The 16,151-nt window shown below is 70.0% G+C and carries 13 protein-coding genes; 3 read left to right on the top strand and 10 right to left on the bottom strand.

Going from position 1 to position 16,151, the window contains the following annotated elements:
- Positions 1-13 precede the first annotated feature (13 nt).
- The 10 genes from ACFXOO_RS12250 to ACFXOO_RS12205 all read right to left on the bottom strand — a co-directional run bounded on the left by ACFXOO_RS12250 (position 14) and on the right by ACFXOO_RS12205 (position 13,381).
- A complete protein-coding gene (locus ACFXOO_RS12250; protein WP_378842947.1) occupies positions 14-2,611 on the bottom strand; it encodes an alpha-mannosidase in 2,598 nt (865 codons plus the stop codon).
- Complete coding sequence (locus ACFXOO_RS12245; RefSeq protein WP_378842949.1) at positions 2,608-3,186, bottom strand: SIS domain-containing protein; 579 nt, start codon at positions 3,184-3,186, stop codon at positions 2,608-2,610. The genes ACFXOO_RS12250 and ACFXOO_RS12245 overlap by 4 nt, the downstream gene beginning before the upstream one ends.
- Positions 3,179-4,144 (bottom strand): ROK family protein, encoded by a 966-nt coding sequence (locus ACFXOO_RS12240; RefSeq protein WP_378852974.1) that lies wholly within the window; start codon positions 4,142-4,144, stop codon positions 3,179-3,181. Before ACFXOO_RS12240 ends, ACFXOO_RS12245 begins: the two co-directional genes overlap by 8 nt.
- Positions 4,145-4,294: 150 nt before the next feature.
- Positions 4,295-5,314, bottom strand: coding sequence for a LacI family DNA-binding transcriptional regulator (locus ACFXOO_RS12235; RefSeq protein ID WP_378842953.1), 1,020 nt, complete (start codon positions 5,312-5,314; stop codon positions 4,295-4,297).
- Entirely contained in the window at positions 5,311-7,158 is a 1,848-nt protein-coding gene (locus tag ACFXOO_RS12230) for an MBL fold metallo-hydrolase (protein WP_394563739.1), read from the bottom strand. The genes ACFXOO_RS12235 and ACFXOO_RS12230 overlap by 4 nt, the downstream gene beginning before the upstream one ends.
- Positions 7,155-8,930: a hypothetical protein gene (locus tag ACFXOO_RS12225; protein WP_394563738.1), complete on the bottom strand. Its 1,776-nt coding sequence runs from the start codon at positions 8,928-8,930 to the stop codon at positions 7,155-7,157. Before ACFXOO_RS12225 ends, ACFXOO_RS12230 begins: the two co-directional genes overlap by 4 nt.
- Positions 8,931-9,013: 83 nt before the next feature.
- Positions 9,014-10,453 carry an alpha-amylase family glycosyl hydrolase gene (locus ACFXOO_RS12220; protein WP_394563736.1) on the bottom strand — a complete coding sequence of 480 codons (1,440 nt, stop codon included), beginning with the start codon at positions 10,451-10,453 and terminating at the stop codon, positions 9,014-9,016.
- Positions 10,450-11,112, bottom strand: coding sequence for an aspartate/glutamate racemase family protein (locus ACFXOO_RS12215; protein WP_394563735.1), 663 nt, complete (start codon positions 11,110-11,112; stop codon positions 10,450-10,452). Before ACFXOO_RS12215 ends, ACFXOO_RS12220 begins: the two co-directional genes overlap by 4 nt.
- A complete protein-coding gene (locus ACFXOO_RS12210; RefSeq protein WP_394563734.1) occupies positions 11,109-11,972 on the bottom strand; it encodes a hypothetical protein in 864 nt (287 codons plus the stop codon). The genes ACFXOO_RS12215 and ACFXOO_RS12210 overlap by 4 nt, the downstream gene beginning before the upstream one ends.
- On the bottom strand, positions 11,969-13,381 hold the full coding sequence (locus tag ACFXOO_RS12205; RefSeq protein WP_394563733.1) for an L-fuculokinase: 1,413 nt from the start codon (positions 13,379-13,381) through the stop codon (positions 11,969-11,971). The genes ACFXOO_RS12210 and ACFXOO_RS12205 overlap by 4 nt, the downstream gene beginning before the upstream one ends.
- Before the next feature lie 84 nt (positions 13,382-13,465).
- Here ACFXOO_RS12205 and ACFXOO_RS12200 point away from each other — a divergent pair, with 84 nt between their 5' ends.
- The 3 genes from ACFXOO_RS12200 to ACFXOO_RS12190 are packed head-to-tail and all read left to right on the top strand — an operon-like array spanning position 13,466 to position 16,076.
- Positions 13,466-14,218 (top strand): DeoR/GlpR family DNA-binding transcription regulator, encoded by a 753-nt coding sequence (locus ACFXOO_RS12200; protein ID WP_378842967.1) that lies wholly within the window; start codon positions 13,466-13,468, stop codon positions 14,216-14,218.
- Entirely contained in the window at positions 14,215-15,471 is a 1,257-nt protein-coding gene (gene otnK / locus ACFXOO_RS12195; protein WP_378842969.1) for a 3-oxo-tetronate kinase, read from the top strand. Before ACFXOO_RS12200 ends, otnK begins: the two co-directional genes overlap by 4 nt.
- Positions 15,468-16,076 (top strand): class II aldolase/adducin family protein, encoded by a 609-nt coding sequence (locus ACFXOO_RS12190; RefSeq protein ID WP_394563732.1) that lies wholly within the window; start codon positions 15,468-15,470, stop codon positions 16,074-16,076. Before otnK ends, ACFXOO_RS12190 begins: the two co-directional genes overlap by 4 nt.
- Positions 16,077-16,151: the final 75 nt, after the last annotated feature.

Below are 16,151 nucleotides of genomic sequence, written 5' to 3'. Positions count from 1 at the left end.
CGATCGACTCGCTTCAGTCGACGGGGTGGCCGAGCGGCCACTCCAGAAGATCGACCTCGACGATCTCGGCGGTCTGATCTCGCGGAACACGGAACGTCCGCAGCTGATACGGTCCGAAGTCGGCGTCGAGGGTGCGTCCGACGAGCGGCAGATCCATCGACACCGACGCCGCCGCCCCCCGTGTCTCGATGGCACGGACGATGACATCGGCCCCGCCGTCCGGGGCATCGTCCTCGCTGCCCTTCAAGGCGGTGACCATGACAGCTTCGCCGCCGTCGTCGGCGAAGCTGTGCCGCGGGGGCAGGTCTCCCTCGTGAAAGGACTCGAGCTGAGCGCGGACGGGCTGGCTCAACAGCGCGGCGCGACGGGTCGGCTGCGAGGTGCGCCGGTCACCCAGGTGGGGGATGAGCTCGACGCGGAAGTGCTGGACGCCCTGGTCCTGGAAGGAGTACACGCCCTCGGGATCCAACAGCCGGGGGTCGTGCCACGAGTAGACCGGGCTGCGCACCGCGGTGATCCCGATGCTCGGGGTGTTCATGCCGGGGGAGCCCGCCGGGGAGACGTCCCACCCGTGCTTGGTCGTGCAGATCACGGTGAAGCCCGCGGGTGATCCCTCGATCGTTCCGGTCAGGTCGACCCACGATTGGGCGGGTTCCTCGGCGCCGTCCACCGGCCGTTCGATCACCCCGAACGGGACCTCGTACGTCGCGACGGGGGAGTCCAGCCCGACGGGGTAACGCAGCTTCAGCAGGTGCGCCTTTTCGTGCCAGTCGATCGTGACATCGACCTGGAGGCTCCGACTGTCGTATGCGAGGTAGAGCTCCTCGGTGAGCGTGCTCGAGCCCCACGAACGCTCGACACGCACGCGCACTCGAAGCGGGCCGGTCTCACGGACGACGATGCGATCGAGCATCATGGGCGCGCCCGGCCATGCGTAGGAGATCACGCGATGGCCCCACGTGTCGGTGGGGTCCTCGCAGACGACGGTGCGGGACTCGCCGAGGGTGCCGGCGAGCACGTCCGTTCCCGACGCCTTGTCGAGCATCGAGACGACGTCGCCGGTCGCGGGATCGAGCTCGATGCGAAGGTGCGCATTCTCGAAGACGGTGCCGTTGTCGCTCACCCTGATGTCCGCGTCCGTTTCGCGGTATGTGCCGGGGAGGATCCGATAGACGGCGTATCCGAGCGCGGGCACCACCGCCCGGAACGTCAGGGCGCCGCGGCTCATGTCCCCGGTCGTCGCCGTGGACTGCGTCGCCTGCGTGCGGACGGCCGCACCCTCGTGGTCGACGACGTGCACACCGTGCGGCTGGCCGCCGTACTGCATGTCGACATCGGTGGACACGGCCCAGGGATGAGGGTTGAAGACCACGACGGGTTGCGTCGAGACATCCACCGGAATATCGATGCGACGGGCGATGCGGTTGTGAGCGCGCGTGATGATGCGCTTGGCGATCGCCACGGACTCGCCGAGCTGGTCGCGCGCGTCGTCGTAGGACGGCTCGATGGCCGAGCCGGGGAGGATGTCGTGGAACTGGTTGAACAGGATCTGCTTCCACGCGCGTTCGAGGTCGTCGCGCGGGTAGACCGCACCGGTCAGTGCGAGATCGACAGCCGCCCATCGTTCGGCCGACAGCACCGCGAACTGCGCGCGCCGCTGCCACGCTTTGATGCCCGAGTGTGCCGAGTAGCAGCCGGGAGCATGATGCTGGAGGTCGTCACGCCGTACCTCGAGCCGGTCCAGGAAGGCGTCGCCGCGAGAGAGCATCTCATCGAAGTAGGCGCGGGGAGAGGACATCGTCATCCTTCCGAATGTGCCCATGCGGTCGTATCGGTGGATCGACTCGATATTGAGCTTCGTGGGGCCGCCGCCGTGATTGCCCACTCCGTAGAACACCATCATCTCGCCGAGCGAGCGATCCAGCTGCCCGAGCGCCTTCTCCGTCTGGAAAGCGAGATCGGCAGGACCACTGCCGTACTCGAACGGGATGCGGTAGGCCAGGACACGCGAGCCGTCGGGCGCTTCCCAGTGGAAGAGCGTGGCGTCGAGGTCGCTCTCATGAGGTCCCGGGCGCAGGAAGCAGTAGGAGTCCATCCGCTGGCCGCGGAGTACCTGCGGAAGCGTGACGCTGTGGCCGAACGGGTCCACGTTCATGCCCACGCTGGAGATCCGACCGAAGCGCGATCGCAGGTACCGCTGCCCGTACAGGCCCTGCCGGGCGAACGACTCGCCCATCGGCATGTTGCAGTCGGGCTCGACCCACCAGCCGCCGACGTTGACCCACCGCCCCTCCGCGACCCGCTCGCGGATGCGCTCGAACAGGGCGGGATCCTGCTCTTCCACCCAGGCCAGCAGCACGATCTGATCACACGTGAAGACGAAGTCGGGGTATTCGTCCATGCGGTCCAGAGCACTCGTGAAGGTGGCCCTGGCCTCCTGGTATCCCTCTTGCCACGGCCACAGCCAGACGGGATCGAGGTGCGCATTGCCGATCATGTGCAGACTGCGATCGGGTGTCGCCGCGGGCCGGGGCGCGCGTGCCAGGTCGGCCGGCTGGGCGCCGGAGGGCGCGTTGGAGACAGGAGCGGATGCCGGGGGCCGAGGTCTCATGAGGGCTCCTCTCCTGCCGCCCAGGCGTCCAGTATTTCGGACAGGGCATGCAGGAGGAAGGTGTGCATCTCCTGGATGCGGGGGGTGTCGTCGGACGGTACGAGCAGCACGTGATCGGCGAGAGCGACGGCGGGACCGCCGTCGCCGCCGCCGAAGAGGACAGCGACGGCACCCTTCGCCCGCGCGACGTCGAGGGCTCGCAGGACGTTCGCCGAGCGACCGCTCGTCGTGAAGGCGGCGACGACGTCACCCGGCCGGGCGAGGGCCTCTATCTGTCGCGAGAACACGTCCTCGAAGGAGTAGTCGTTGGCGATGCATGTCGACACGGTTGCGTCCGTCGTCAGGGTGATCGCTCGGAGCGGCCGCCGGTCGCGACGGTAGTGGCCGATCAGCTCACCGGTCAGATGCTGGGCGTCGGCGGCGCTGCCGCCGTTGCCGAGCGTGTACAGCGTTCCGCCGGACTCGAACGACGTGATGAGCATCGCTCCGACGGCGCGCACGGTCTCCAGCAGCGCGGACGCGTCTTCGGCGACGCGGGAGTAGGAGCGAAGCTGTTCGTCCAGCCAATCAGGCACGGTGCACCTCCGCGAGATCCATGGCGAGCGCGGCGGCGCCGACGACGCACACCTCGTCGCCGAGCTCTGCCAGCGCGATGCGGGCGGCGGCGCCGGCCGGCGGCATCGCGTCGCGGCGCACCGCCGCGCTGATCGGTTCGAGCAGCATCGCACCCGACCGGGTGACACCGCCGCCGAGCACGACGACGTGCGGTTCGAACGCGTTCACGAGGTCTGTGATCGCCTGTGCGAGCAGTTCGGTCGTGTCATCCCACAGCTCTCGAGCGAGTTCATCGCCGGCCGCGGCGCCCCGCGACACGTGCTCCGCGCGCACCGGCTCCTCGTGACGCAGCATCGAAGGGCGAGCATCGTCTGAGAGCAGATCGCGGGCCCGATCGGCGATGGACGTGCCCGAGGCGTAGGCCTCGAGGCATCCGAGTCGCCCGCACTGGCACAGGCGGCCGCCCGGTCTCACCATCACATGCCCGAATTCCCCGCCGTTCCCCGCCGCCCCCCGGTGCAGGCGGCCGCCGATGATCGCTCCACCGCCGATGCCGGTGGAGATGGTCAGGTAGAGCGCCGTCCCCGCACCGCGGGCGGCGCCGTAGCGGAATTCGCCCAGCACGGCGGCCGTGGCGTCGTTCTCCAGGACGGCGGGAACTCCGAACGCGGACTCGGCGAGCGCGACGATGGGGATGTCGATCCACCCGGGAAGATGAAGGGGGCCGGTGAGCACACCGGCGGCGGCGTCCAGCGGTCCGCCGCAGCTGATGCCGACCGCGGCCACGTCGTCGATCTCCGCCGCCGCCATGCTCCGGCGGCCGAGGTCGAAGAGATGCGCGATGACTTCGTCCGGGCCGCGCTCCTTGCGCGTCGGCTCCGACAGGAATCCATGGGTGCGCCCGTCGGGGGTCACCACGGCGGTGGCGAGCTTCGTCCCGCCGATGTCGAGCGCGAGCACCGGCAACCTGACGGCCATGTTTCCTCCGGCATCCGTACGACGGTCATTGTCGACGAGTTAATGTGACATCGTTCCCACATCGTACAAGGTTAGATCCCGGATCAGCAACACCCCGGCCGGGGGGGGGGGGGCTCCGGAGTGGGACAGGGCGCGGAGCGATGCGGAGCGTCAGCGCCGTGCGGACGTCGAGCCGCGGTCGACGAATACGGTCGGCAGCACGATCGTCTGCACCGGGGCATCCGGTGACTCGATGCGACCGAGCAGGGTGCGCACGGCGGCCGCACCGAGTCCGAGGGTGTCCTGGCGCCGCACCGAGATCCCTGGTTCCACCATGCTCATCCACGGGGCATCATCGAAGCCGACGATGCTGAGGTCGTCGGGCACGGACAGGTCGAGGGCCTGCGTCGCGCGCCAGACGCCCTCCGTGAGGACGTTGTTGGCCGCGAACACCGCGGTGGGCGCCTGCGGGCGCGAGAGGAGGGCGGTGGCCGCCTCCTGTGCCTGAGCGGCATCCCACCCCGCGGGCACGATGAGGCTCTCGTCGACGCGGATGCGCCGTGCCGCCAGTGCGTCCAGGTATCCGCGCTGCCGCTCGTCTCCGGTGGTCCACTCGGTCTCGTCGATCAGCAGGGCGATCCGCTCATGGCCGAGGGCCAGCAACCGGGCAGTGGTCTCGCGCGCGGCGGAGCGGTTGTCGACGACGACCGCGTCCGTGCCGGCCGGATCGAAGCGACGGTCCACCTCGACGAGCGGAACCCCCCGGCGGGCGAGGAAGGGTGCGAGCGCGGCGGACACCGGTGTGGCGATCACACCGGAGACGCGCGACGACACGAGTGTCTCCACCGATTCGAGTTCGTCTTCGCCCACCCCGTGCAGATCGACCAGGACGATGGAACGACCGGCGCTGCGGGCCTCGGCGCCGACGCCCGACGCCAGTTCGGCGTAGAAGGTGTTCCGCAGGTCAGAGACCAGCACGCCGATCGATCGGCTGGTGCGCTGTTTCAGACTCCGCGCGGTGGCGTCCACCACGTAGCCGAGTTCGAGGGCGACGGCGCGGACCCGATCGCGCACATCGGGCGCCGCGTATCCGTGCCCGGACAGAGCTCGGGACGCCGTAGATCGAGAGACTCCGGCGGCAGCGGCGACGTCTTTGATGGTCGCACGAGCGATCGGGAACTCGCGACTCATCCGCCCACCGGGCGCACGTCCAGGATGGCTTCGGCGTGTTGTCCGAGCCGCCGATCGCCGATGGTGACGTCGATCGCGAGTCGATGGCGGCGGCCGGCAGTGTCGGCGACGACGGTGAACTGCATGGTCACTTCCTCATGAGGGCCCAGCCGCGCGGCCATCTCCGCCTCGGATGACCGCCAGCCTAGCGGCAGCACCACGCGCAGCCACGCGTCCGCCTCCCGGTCGAACGGATTGCGCACCCTGACCGTGTAGGCGACCGTGTCACCGCATCCCACGCGGGCACGGTACGGGGAGATGCGCGCGAGCTGACCGTCCGCGGGGATTCCGACTTCGTCGAGAGGCAGCAGTCGTTCGTGAACATCGTCGACGAGCGCACCGGACTCTACGAGGTCGTCGAGGTACGCGGCATCCGTCCACCGCGGTTCCCAGTGACCAGACGCCATCAGGCCCGGCGCGATGCGGCGGTACAGCGCGGCGCTCTGCGGATAGTCGCCGAGTCGGAACAGATTGCGGTACTGGTAGTTCATGACGTCCCGACGGCCGTCGCGTCCGCCGAGGCCCTCCTGCTGGTCGCCGGTGAACGCCACCGTCACCCCGTCGACCTCGAGGCTGTACGCGACGGCGTAGAGCGTGTGCCCCGGCTGCGCATGCGCCGTGATCACGTACTCGTTCCAGCAGAACGGCTCCTCGAGAGGGAGCACGCGGTCGGCGGGAATGGAGTCGTACCACTGGCAGGGAAGGTCCTCCCGCCACGGATCGGCCATGGTCGGCGCGACGTTCTCCGGGATCCACAGCTGCGTGCCCTCGACCTCCCTGAGGAGCGGCAGGCCCGCGACGTGGTCATCGTGGTAGTGAGTGGGAAGCGCGACCGTGATCCGCTCCACGCCGTGATCGCGGCGGAGAGCGGGGAGGGACGCGAGCCAGGGCAGTCGGGCGGCGCGCTCCTGGCCGAGCACGATGCCGGTCGTCATGTCATAGCCGTAGTCGATCACAAGGGCCTCGCCGCCGGCGGAGAGCAGGACGTACGAACACGACAGGGAGGTGCGGTTCAGGAGCAGGTGCGGCGTCAGGGCGGTGAAGGGATGGTCGAGGCGGTCCGCCAGATCCCAGGGGGAGGAACGTCTGCTGTCGACGTACTCCTGCATCGTGTCGGCGAGCTGCGCCAGCGCCGTGTGAGGGTCGGTCATCACTGCACCGTGCGAGGGTGCGAGCAGTGTGGGATCCTCACGGCCGAGCAGGATGCTGCTGAGTACCGTCATGGCGGGGCCCTCGTTCTGGGTGTAGGACCATTGCGTCGCCGCCAGCGACCACACCTTCCCCGGCGCGTAGATGAGGTCTCCGGTGAAGGCGACGCGGGCAGCGCCACGATCGAGGAGGTAGGTGACCGAGCCCAGTGTGTGACCGGGGGTGGGGAGGACGCGGACGGTGACGCCGGGCAGATGCAGTTCGCGGTAGACCGGAACGGTGGCGTGCACCGGCACCGACTCGAGGAGCGAGAACCGGTCCTGACGCAGGTTGTAGTCGTTGTCCAGCTGACGCGTCTGCCACATCTCCTCCACGCGGTCGAACAACTCCACTTCCACCGGCGGGACATGGATGCGTGCTCCGTGTGCCACGGCGCGGGGCAGCCCCTGCCCCTGGTCTCGGTGATGGTGCGTCATCAGCACATCGGTGATCGACCGGATGCCGAGGCCGGCGATCTCGTCGAGAGCCGTCCCGGATCCGAAGTCGATCGCGACGGCGTCGCGCTCGCCCGGGCGGGCGTCGACGTCGACGATGAGATACACGGCGCACGTGTCGGCGATGCGCCAGACGCCCGGTGCGATCTCGACGGGACTCACCGGAGGGTCCTCCGGTACTCATCCCATGTGGCTCGGATGACGGCGAGGTCCTCGGCGCCGATGGTCTCTCCCTCGGCGACCCGTTCCAGGTAGTAGAGCGCCGGCACCCCCAGGGTGGCTTGCACCCTCGCATAGTCGAGCCACTCCGCGCGGCCGGGCATGGGCCATTGGTCGGTGTCGATCGGATGCCGCGGCAGTGTGCGTGTCGCGATCGCATGCCGGGCGCGGAGCTGATCTGCGACGGGCACGGGATCACCTGCCACGTCGAGCTCGAGCACGTCGTTGGTGCGGACCATGTCGGTGACGTCACCGAAGGACGGATGAACGGTGTGAGTGATGACGAGCGCGTCGGACTTCACCGCGTGGGCGGCGCCGTGGATCTCGGCCATCAGGCGATGAAGCGCTGCGATTCCCCACACGCCGTCACTGCCGACTGCAGGCATGAGGGAGCGCCCGCTCGGCGCCCGCTGCGTGAAGTCCACCTTGAAACCGTCGGCGTCGAGGCCGTCGTGAGCGAGCAGACGAGCGACGATCGCGCGCAGCCGCGCCAGATAGGCCCCACTGCCCGGATCGGCCGAGATCGCTCGGCCCGCCGCGTCCGTGATGCATTCCTCCACGGGCAATCCGGTGGGATCCCACGCCTTCCACCACAGCAGGACTCTGCTGCCCTCGGCGTGACGGGCACGGATCCATCCCCGGAGGTCGGGCCACGCGTCGACATCGGGCTGCGCCGTGCCGTACGACTCCTGCCAGCGGTCGTCGACCACGACGGTGCCGGGTCTCAGGTCGGCGGCACGCATGATCGCGAGGAATTCGTCGTAGATGTCCTGGCGGCACAGATCGGGCGCCGGTGCACCACCCCGGGCGACCTGTGCACCCCACCCGCAGAAGATCGGCTCTCGCCACCAGGGGATGACGACGGATCCGGCGTCCTCGGCGAACCCGTGGGCCACGAGATCGGCGCGGTGGTGCAGGAGCGCGTCCAGCGGGGTCGACACCGGTGCGAGCACGACGATCGGCGACCGCCAGACACCCTTCACCGGCGTGTGTCCTTCATAGCTGAGCCGCAGGAGGAATCCACCGTCGAGGGGCTCGTACGCGAGGGTCGTGAACCGAAGGTCTTCGACGGGCGCTCGGACCGACATCGCGAGCCAGTCTCCGGCGGGAGGCACGGTGGGGCCGGTGGGCGCGGATCGACCCCACGCCAACGCGAGCGGTGGGGGAGAGAAGATGCCGTGCAGGCGTCCGGGGTCGGCATCCCCGACGATCCCGAGGAGGGCTGCGGCGGAGGCGGGGCGGACGAACGCGACGGGCTCCGTCGGCGAAGGCACATAGAGGGACGCCGCGTCGATCGACGAACGGAACGTACCGGATGCCCCCGTCGGCAGGATGCCGTCGCCCCCGGCGAGGGTGACGTCGGTGATGTCGCCGAAACCCTCGGCTTCGACCCGCAACTCCACTGCCGACGCCGTGCACCGGACGACGAAGCGCCGCGCCGACCAGTGGCTGGATCGCGTGGCGATCGAGACGAGGAGGGCGTCGCCGTCGGCGGAGACCGTCGGCTCGTCGATGGACAGTGCTTCGTCCTGGCCCTGCTGGGTGTGGACGCTGGAGAGCACGCACAGCCGCGACCAGCGAGACCCGGCCGCGTCACCCAGCTCCAGATAGGGCGACCGGGCCACGCCGCGTGCGCCGGTCGACCACGACAGCGCGTAGTCGTCCCCGCGGATGGTGATGCGGTCCACGGTCTCGGTCATCGACGGGCGAGTCATGTGCGTCATCCTATGTGGCAGCGTTCCCAGGTTCGGAGGTCTCGGACGCGCCCCGGCCTGCCGCCATGACGTCAGCGCGCCCTTCACTCGACGATCGGGTAAGGGGCGCCGTCGACGTGGATCTCGAAGCCCGGCCTGTCGAATCGTGCGTCCAGGCGCGCATGGCGCGAGCCGTTGGTCCAGCTCAGCTGCAACGACCCCGCGTCGGGCGAGGTCCACACGAACCGGCCGTCGAATGCGGGGTGCCTGCGCAGCTCGGCGAGAGCGAGCTGACCCCGTGTGACGGGTGTCCGCAGTGCCGCGGAGAGCTCCTGCGGACTGTAGCGGTGGCGGTTGACGTCGCGTCCCTGACCGGTGGCGCCGAACCGCTCGCGATCGTCCTCGCCACCGAGCAGCCCGACGTAGTAGAACTGCGGCTCGCCCGGCAGGAAGATCTGCACGGCGCGCGCCAGGAGCATCCGGCGGGTGTCGCCTCCGAGGACGCTGAGGAACGTGGCGTTGATCTGGTGAGGCATGCCGGCCCAGGTCGGGGTCACCGAAGCGAGCGTCGAGTGGCCGTTCGTGGCGACGGCGGCGCGCGCGAACACGTCCGCCATCTCCTCCTCCGAAAGGAGGCCCCGCTGGCCGGCCCCCGGTCCGGCGTCGATGATGCCGATGCCGTCGTGCGTGTCGAGGACTGTGACGGCATTGTCGGGCCGCATTCCGATCCACTCGGCCAGTCGATCGACGCGCCCCGTACCGAGGGCGTGCAGAAGCAGGGGCGGTGTCGCGAAGTCGTAGACCAGGTCGACGAGCGGCGCGATCGCGAGCTGCTGCGAGTAGTGCGCGTGCACTTCGACCAGGACGCGCATGCCGCGGTCGCGGATGAGACTCGCGGCCTGCCGCACGAAGACGAGCGTGTCCTCGGTCATGAACGAGTCGGTTCCCGGGGTCTTCACCGCATAGCCGACGGCGTCCAGTCGCACGGTCGACACGCCGGCCGCTGACAGCGCGTCGGCGAGTCGTTCGAGGTAGGCGATGCCGGCGGGATGTCGCACGTCGATATCGATCTGCGACGGCATGAACGTCGTCCACACGAGCCGCCGCCGTCCGTCGCCCGAGCGGTACGGGGTGAACGGCACCCCGGGACGCGGCCGGTAGAAGGCGGCGATCTCGGATTCCCCCGCGCCGTCGGGGAACACCGCGTCGAACGTGAGGAACATCCCGGCGGACGGGGAAGCGTCGCCGCGGTCGAGCCAGTCGACGAATTCGGCGGAATGGGCCGAGACGTGGTTGACGATCAGATCGACGGTGACATCCCTGTCCCGGGAGATGCGGCGGACGTCGTTCCATCCGCCCAGACGCGGGTCGACCCGTGAATGGTCGACCGGGTCGAACCCGGCGTCATCACCGTCGAACGGGGTGAAGAAGGGGAGGATGTGCACCCCGGTGAACTGCGGAAGACTTTCCGCGAGCACGCGCGACAGCCCCGCGAGGTCAGCAGCCAGGCGGTCGACGTAGGTGAGGAGGGTGACTCCGCTCACACGACGGCACCGAGCTCGTCGACGAACGCGGTCGCGCCGCTCTCGGGCGACGTCAGCACGCGGGTGTCCCCGCCGGCAGCGGCGGCCATGGATGCCTGCGCGAGGACGACGACGTCCGCGTCCGTCGCGCCCACGGCGGCGGCGATCAGCCTGTCATGGGTGGCGCCGTCACCGTCCGCGCGCGCCTCGGCTGCCTGCGGCACGAGTGTCGCGGTCACACGCACATCAGCCGACGTCAGCGCACGCTCTACGAGCCGGACCGTCGGGCCCAGCGTGGCCTCGAGGGTGGCGAGCACCGCGATCGTGCCGACGCGCCCGGTTTCCGCGCCCGCAGAGCTCGCGCGGTCGACGGCCGTGCCCGCCATGGCCGCGTCGACGCGCACGACGGACACGCCGGTGTCGGCTGAGGCCCGCTCGGCCGCCTCGCCGATGGAGGAGCACGTCACCAGGACCTTCGATGCGCCTGCGCGGGCGAGCGACTCCACGTGACCGCGCACGCGAGCGGCCACCTCGTCGGTGACCCCGCCCGCGGCGATGGTGTCGGCCAGGAGCGCGGGGTCGACCACGTGGACGATGTCCAGATCACCGCGTCGTGCGCGCAGCAGATCGTGGAACAGCGGCGCCAGGGCCGGCACCGTGTGGAGCAGACCCACTCTCATGCATCCCTCCAGGGCCGTGCGACGGCGTCCACGGTCCGGATGAGTGATTCGAGCCGGGGTAGTGCCCGCTCTCTGAGGCCTGCGCGGACATTCTCAGTGCCCACGAGGTCGCTCCACAGAGCGCGGCCGGCGAGGAAGCCGCTGGCACCCTCCATGCATGCAGCCCGTACGGCGTCTTCGAACCGGCTCTGCGCGACACCCTGGGAGAGGACCACCCACGGCCCGGTCATGCAGTCGTTCAGTGCGGCGCTCGCCTCCCGCTGCGCACGCTCGTCGCCGGTGCCCGCGAGCGGCACCTGCGCCTTGTACAGATCAGGGTGCAGGGACGCGAGCTCGCGCGCGGCTTCGCGGATCGCAGCATCCATGTCCCACTCCCCTTCTCCGGGGGCGGCGCGGACGACGGGCTCGAGCACGGACAGCACACCGCGGTCGCGGGCGAGGGCGATGAAGCGCTCCGCCAGCGCGACCCGTTCTTCCCGGTGTTCGTCGCGCCGCCAGATGATCAGCAGCTTCACCGCAGACACTCCGTCGAGCGGATGCCGGGCGACGACATCGTCGATGGTCGTCTCCTCGACCGGACCGCCGGCGTCCTGCGTGAGCGCGTCGGCGGCGAGGATCAGACCCGTCGTGGTCGGCACGATCTCGCGGATCGAGTCGAATCCGTAGTGACGATCGATCAAGAAGCCGGACGCGGAAGGACCGAGTTCGGTGGCGACGTCGGTCTTGAAGCCGATCAGCACGTCGTCGTCCGGGCGGCCGCGTCCGGCGGCATCGAACATGTGACGCAGGCTCTCGCGCTGGTCCATCGCCACCATGGCGAAGGTCCCGGTGGTACGGGCGATGGCATCGAGGGTGGTCATGAATCTCCTTCGAGAGGGTGGGTGGGATCGGAGAGGGCGTGGACGACGAACCTGTCGTAGGCCGCGTCCAGCCCCTCTGCGCGGCAAGGGACGACCGGCTCGGTCTCGAGCACCGCTGGTTCCGGGGCCAATCCGGCGCGTACCGCGGCGAGCAGGGCCGCGCCGGCGGCGACCGGCTCCGACGATGTGCATCGCCGGACCGGCGTCGTGCCCATGGCCGCGCTGAGCGACGCCCAGACCGGTATGCGATCGGTGAGAGAGCCCAGCAGGACGACACGGTCGGCGCGCGCGCCGGTCACCCGCTCGACCGTGCGGCGCATCCACGCGGAGTGCAGGACGAGGGACTGCAGGAGCGCGCGCGGCACATCCGCCTCGTCCTCGCCGAGGACACGCAGGCGCGCCGTCGGATCGGGCGCAGGACACTGTCGTCCGCGCGGATAGGGGAGGATCACCGCGGGTGTCGTGTCCCACGCCTCGGCGCTCAGGCGGCTGAGGTGTCCGAGAACGTCGTCCGGCCACGCCGCGAGCAGGCCGCCGCACGCGGGATTGCCCGCCATCACCGTGAAGTGACGATCATCGACCGTGCGCCCGATGGAGAGACCGTCTGCCACGGCTCGTGGGTCCGGTCGATCGGTCACGGCCAGGAGCGCCTCGGCGGTGCCGAGGGAGTCCGCCATGTCACCGACCCCGCGCGCGCCTGCGGCCCAGGCCCCGACCGCATGGTCGTGCCCGGCGATGTACACGGGAATGTCACGCCCCAGCCCGAAGCCGGCGGCGGCGTGTCCGGTCATCCCTGCCGGCTCGCCGGCGTGCACGATGCGCGGTAGGACCTGCTCGCTGATACCTGCCTCATCGAGCAATGCGGTGTCCCACCGGTGCTCGTGCTGCGCCCTCGTGTCGAGCATCATGGTGCGGGCCGCGAGTGTGTGGTCGGTGGCGTGCCGGCCGGTGAGCGCCTCCACGACGACATCGGCGACGCCCCGCCACTGCGCGAGTCGCGCGTGGATCTCCGGCGCGTGTTCACGAAGTCCGAGGAGCGTCATCAGCGCCGGTTTGGGCGTCGCCGGTATGCCACTGCGCAGCGGGAGGTCGGGATGTCGCTCGAGCACGCGGCCGAGGACGTCGCGGTTCTGCACGCGGTCCCACCGCAGGAAAGCGCTCAGGGCGACGCCGTGCCCGTCGACGGGCACCCCGGTCTCTGCCATCGAGCTGATGCCGATCGCGGCGACGGGAAGGCGCGTCGTCGCCGTCGCCGCCTTCAGCAGGCGCGAGATCACCGCTTTCAACGACGACGGGTCAGCGGGCGTCGCCGCCCGTCCGGTCCAGACGGCGCGCCCGCTGTCGACCGCGTCGATCAGCACGACCTTCGTGTTCGTGCTGCCGACGTCCACGCCCACGACGATCGTCACCCGGGCAATTCTGTTATGAAATGAACATTCTCGCAATTGTGTGAGCAGATTGACAATGGGGGACGTGCTCGATTGGATGTCGTCATGCGCTACACCGGAGCCCCCGCGCGCAGGGATGAGATCGCCCGCATCCTGGCGACGGAGGGGTACGTCTCGTCGGGCGATGTCGCGGAGCGTGTGGGCGTGTCCGAGATGACGATCCGTCGAGACCTTCACCAGCTCGAGTCCGAGGGACGAGCGCGTCGCGTCGCCGGGGGAGCCGCGGCGCCCTCGAGCGGGCTCCCGTTCGAGCGCCGCGACGTCATCGACGCCGCCTACAAGAACTTGATCGCCGAGGCGGCGATCGGCGAGATCGCCGGGGCGAGCAGCGTCGCACTCGATGCCGGCACGACCGTCGCGGCGATGGCCCCCTTCGTCCGCGCCGACATGGTCCTCACCCACTCCCTTCCGGTGATCTCGGCGGTCGCCGGCCGACGTCCCGACGCCCTCGTCGTCGCCGGCGGCCACTACCAGGCAGACACCCGCTCGTTCGCCGGCCCTCTCGCCGAGGCGACACTCGCGAATGTGCGGACGGACGTCGCGGTCCTGTCCGCGACCGCGGTCACCGCAGACGCCTTGTGGGGGGCCAACGCGCTCGACGCGGCGGTGAAGCGCGTCCTGGCGGCGCAGGCTGCGCGCGTGGTACTGGTGGCTGACGGCTCGAAACTGGGAGCATGGGCGCCGCTGCGCGTCGCCGATTCCTCCCTCGTCGACGTGCTCGTGACGGACGCGCGCGCCGACGAGGGTGTCGTCGCAGCGCTCCGCGGGCGCGGACTGATCGTGCGAATCGTCGGATGAGCGTGCATCTGGGCGTCATCGCCGACGACATCACCGGCGCGTGCGATGTCGCGGGAGGTGTGTCGCAGACGGGCATGCCGGCCGAGGTGAGACTCGGAGTGCCCGACGTCGACGATGAGCCCGCCACGTCCTGCGTGGTCGTCGCGCTCAAGTCCCGCGCGGCGATCCCTGACGCAGCGGTCGCCGAGAGCGTCGCGTCGGCTCGCATCCTGCGCGCGTGGGGAGCGACGGTGATCTACCAGAAGTACTGCTCCACGTTCGATTCCACGGATACGGGCAACATCGGGCCGGTGGCCGACGCGCTCATCGATGACTGGGGGTCGGACGCAGCATCCGTGGGCACCCCGGCGACCCCGGCCGCGCACCGGACGCTGTACCTCGGTCACCTGTTCGTCGGCGATCGACTGCTGTCGGAATCATCGGTCGCGCAGCATCCGCTCACTCCGATGAAGGACCCCGACCTCATCCGCGTGCTCGCCCGACAGACGAGCCGCCCTGTCGGCGGCGTCGCTCTCGAGGATGTACGTGCGGGAGCATCGGCTGTGCGGTCCAGGATCGCCGAGCGCCGTGAGGTCGGCGTTCGTCATCTGCTGGTGGACGCCACCCAGGAGAGCGACCTGGACGTGATCGCCGACGCGCTCATCGGCTCGCGTGACCTCATCGTGGGCGGGGCGGCCGGCCTCGCCGTCGCCATCGCGCGTACGGTCGCGCGCGCGCCCGCGTCGCCGGCAGAGTCGCCGAGCGCAGGAGGCGAACTCATCCTCTCGGGGAGTGGATCCGAGCGCACGCGCGAGCAGGTGGCTGCGTTCCGCGGACCCGTGATGCATGTCGATCCGGATGAGGCCGTCGCCACGCCCGAGAGCGTCATCGGTGCGGCGATGGCGTTCGTGGCGCGCGAGCCGCGTGCGCTGGTGAGTGTCACCGCCGCGCCGGAGGCCGTCGCCGCGGCGCAGCGACGCTGGGGCTCCGCGCGGGCCGCTTCCGCTCTGGAAACCGTGCTGGGGCGGGTGGCGGCACTGGCCGTCGAGAATCTCGGCATCAGACGAATCCTGGTGGCAGGAGGCGAGACGTCGGGCGCGGTGGCCCACGCCCTCGGAGTGCGTCGCCTCCGCGTGCGGCGCGTCGTTTCGACGGGCGTGCCGTGGATGTCGGCCGTGGACTCCGGCGGCAGGCGGTTGGACCTGTGTTTCAAGTCAGGCAACTTCGGCGAGAAGGACCTGTTCGAGTCGGCGTGGGCGGAAGGCCGGGAATGACCCTGATCGACGATCTGATCGCCGCGTGCCGTGCACTCGCGGACGCGGGCCTCTCGCCGGGAAGCTCCGGCAACGCGAGCGTGCGAGACGGCGACATCGTGTACGCCACACGGTCGGGTTCATCCCTGCGACGCGTGACGAGCGACGACCTGGCGGTCATCGGGCTGGATGGCGCACACATCTCCGGGCCGCCGGTCACGAAGGAGATCGGGATGCATCTCGCGGCGTACCGGGCCCGACCGGACACCGGCGCCGTCGTTCATCTGCATTCCTGCGCGGCCACCGCGGTCTCCTGCCTCGACTCCGGCGACGCTGATCCGATCCCGGCATACACGCCCTACCGGATCAGGCTGCTGGGTCGTGTCGCCGTCGTGCCGTACGCGCCCCCCGGCAGTGTCGCACTGACTATGGGTGTCGCAGAACGTATCGCACATGCCCACGTGCTCCTGCTGGCCAACCACGGCAGCCTCGTCCGCGCGGAAGATGCCGCGACCGCCGTCGACCTCTGCGAGGAGCTCGAATCGGCCGCCGACCTCGCTCTCGCGCTGGCCGGTAGACGTGCACGGACCCTCGACCCGGCGAGCGCATGGGGCTCCTCCGAGTGACGTAGAACCACCGGATCCGGCCGCGCCACCTGGTTGCCAAGACGCGCGATGGGACTTATAGTCTGAAGTGATGTG

Origin of the sequence: Microbacterium sp. P03 (assembly GCF_043556235.1) — a bacterium.
Classification (GTDB): domain Bacteria; phylum Actinomycetota; class Actinomycetes; order Actinomycetales; family Microbacteriaceae; genus Microbacterium.
This window is presented reverse-complemented; position numbering and strand designations above follow the sequence as displayed.

Coding starts and splice junctions, on each gene's coding strand:
- ACFXOO_RS12200 (WP_378842967.1), top strand. CDS start 13,466: ATGCGCTACACCGGAGCCCCCGCGCGCAGGGATGAGATCGCCCGCATC.
- ACFXOO_RS12190 (WP_394563732.1), top strand. CDS start 15,468: ATGACCCTGATCGACGATCTGATCGCCGCGTGCCGTGCACTCGCGGAC.
- otnK (WP_378842969.1), top strand. CDS start 14,215: ATGAGCGTGCATCTGGGCGTCATCGCCGACGACATCACCGGCGCGTGC.
- ACFXOO_RS12235 (WP_378842953.1), bottom strand. CDS start 5,314: ATGAGTCGCGAGTTCCCGATCGCTCGTGCGACCATCAAAGACGTCGCC.
- ACFXOO_RS12225 (WP_394563738.1), bottom strand. CDS start 8,930: ATGACTCGCCCGTCGATGACCGAGACCGTGGACCGCATCACCATCCGC.
- ACFXOO_RS12240 (WP_378852974.1), bottom strand. CDS start 4,144: ATGGCCGTCAGGTTGCCGGTGCTCGCGCTCGACATCGGCGGGACGAAG.
- ACFXOO_RS12215 (WP_394563735.1), bottom strand. CDS start 11,112: ATGAGAGTGGGTCTGCTCCACACGGTGCCGGCCCTGGCGCCGCTGTTC.
- ACFXOO_RS12210 (WP_394563734.1), bottom strand. CDS start 11,972: ATGACCACCCTCGATGCCATCGCCCGTACCACCGGGACCTTCGCCATG.
- ACFXOO_RS12250 (WP_378842947.1), bottom strand. CDS start 2,611: ATGAGACCTCGGCCCCCGGCATCCGCTCCTGTCTCCAACGCGCCCTCC.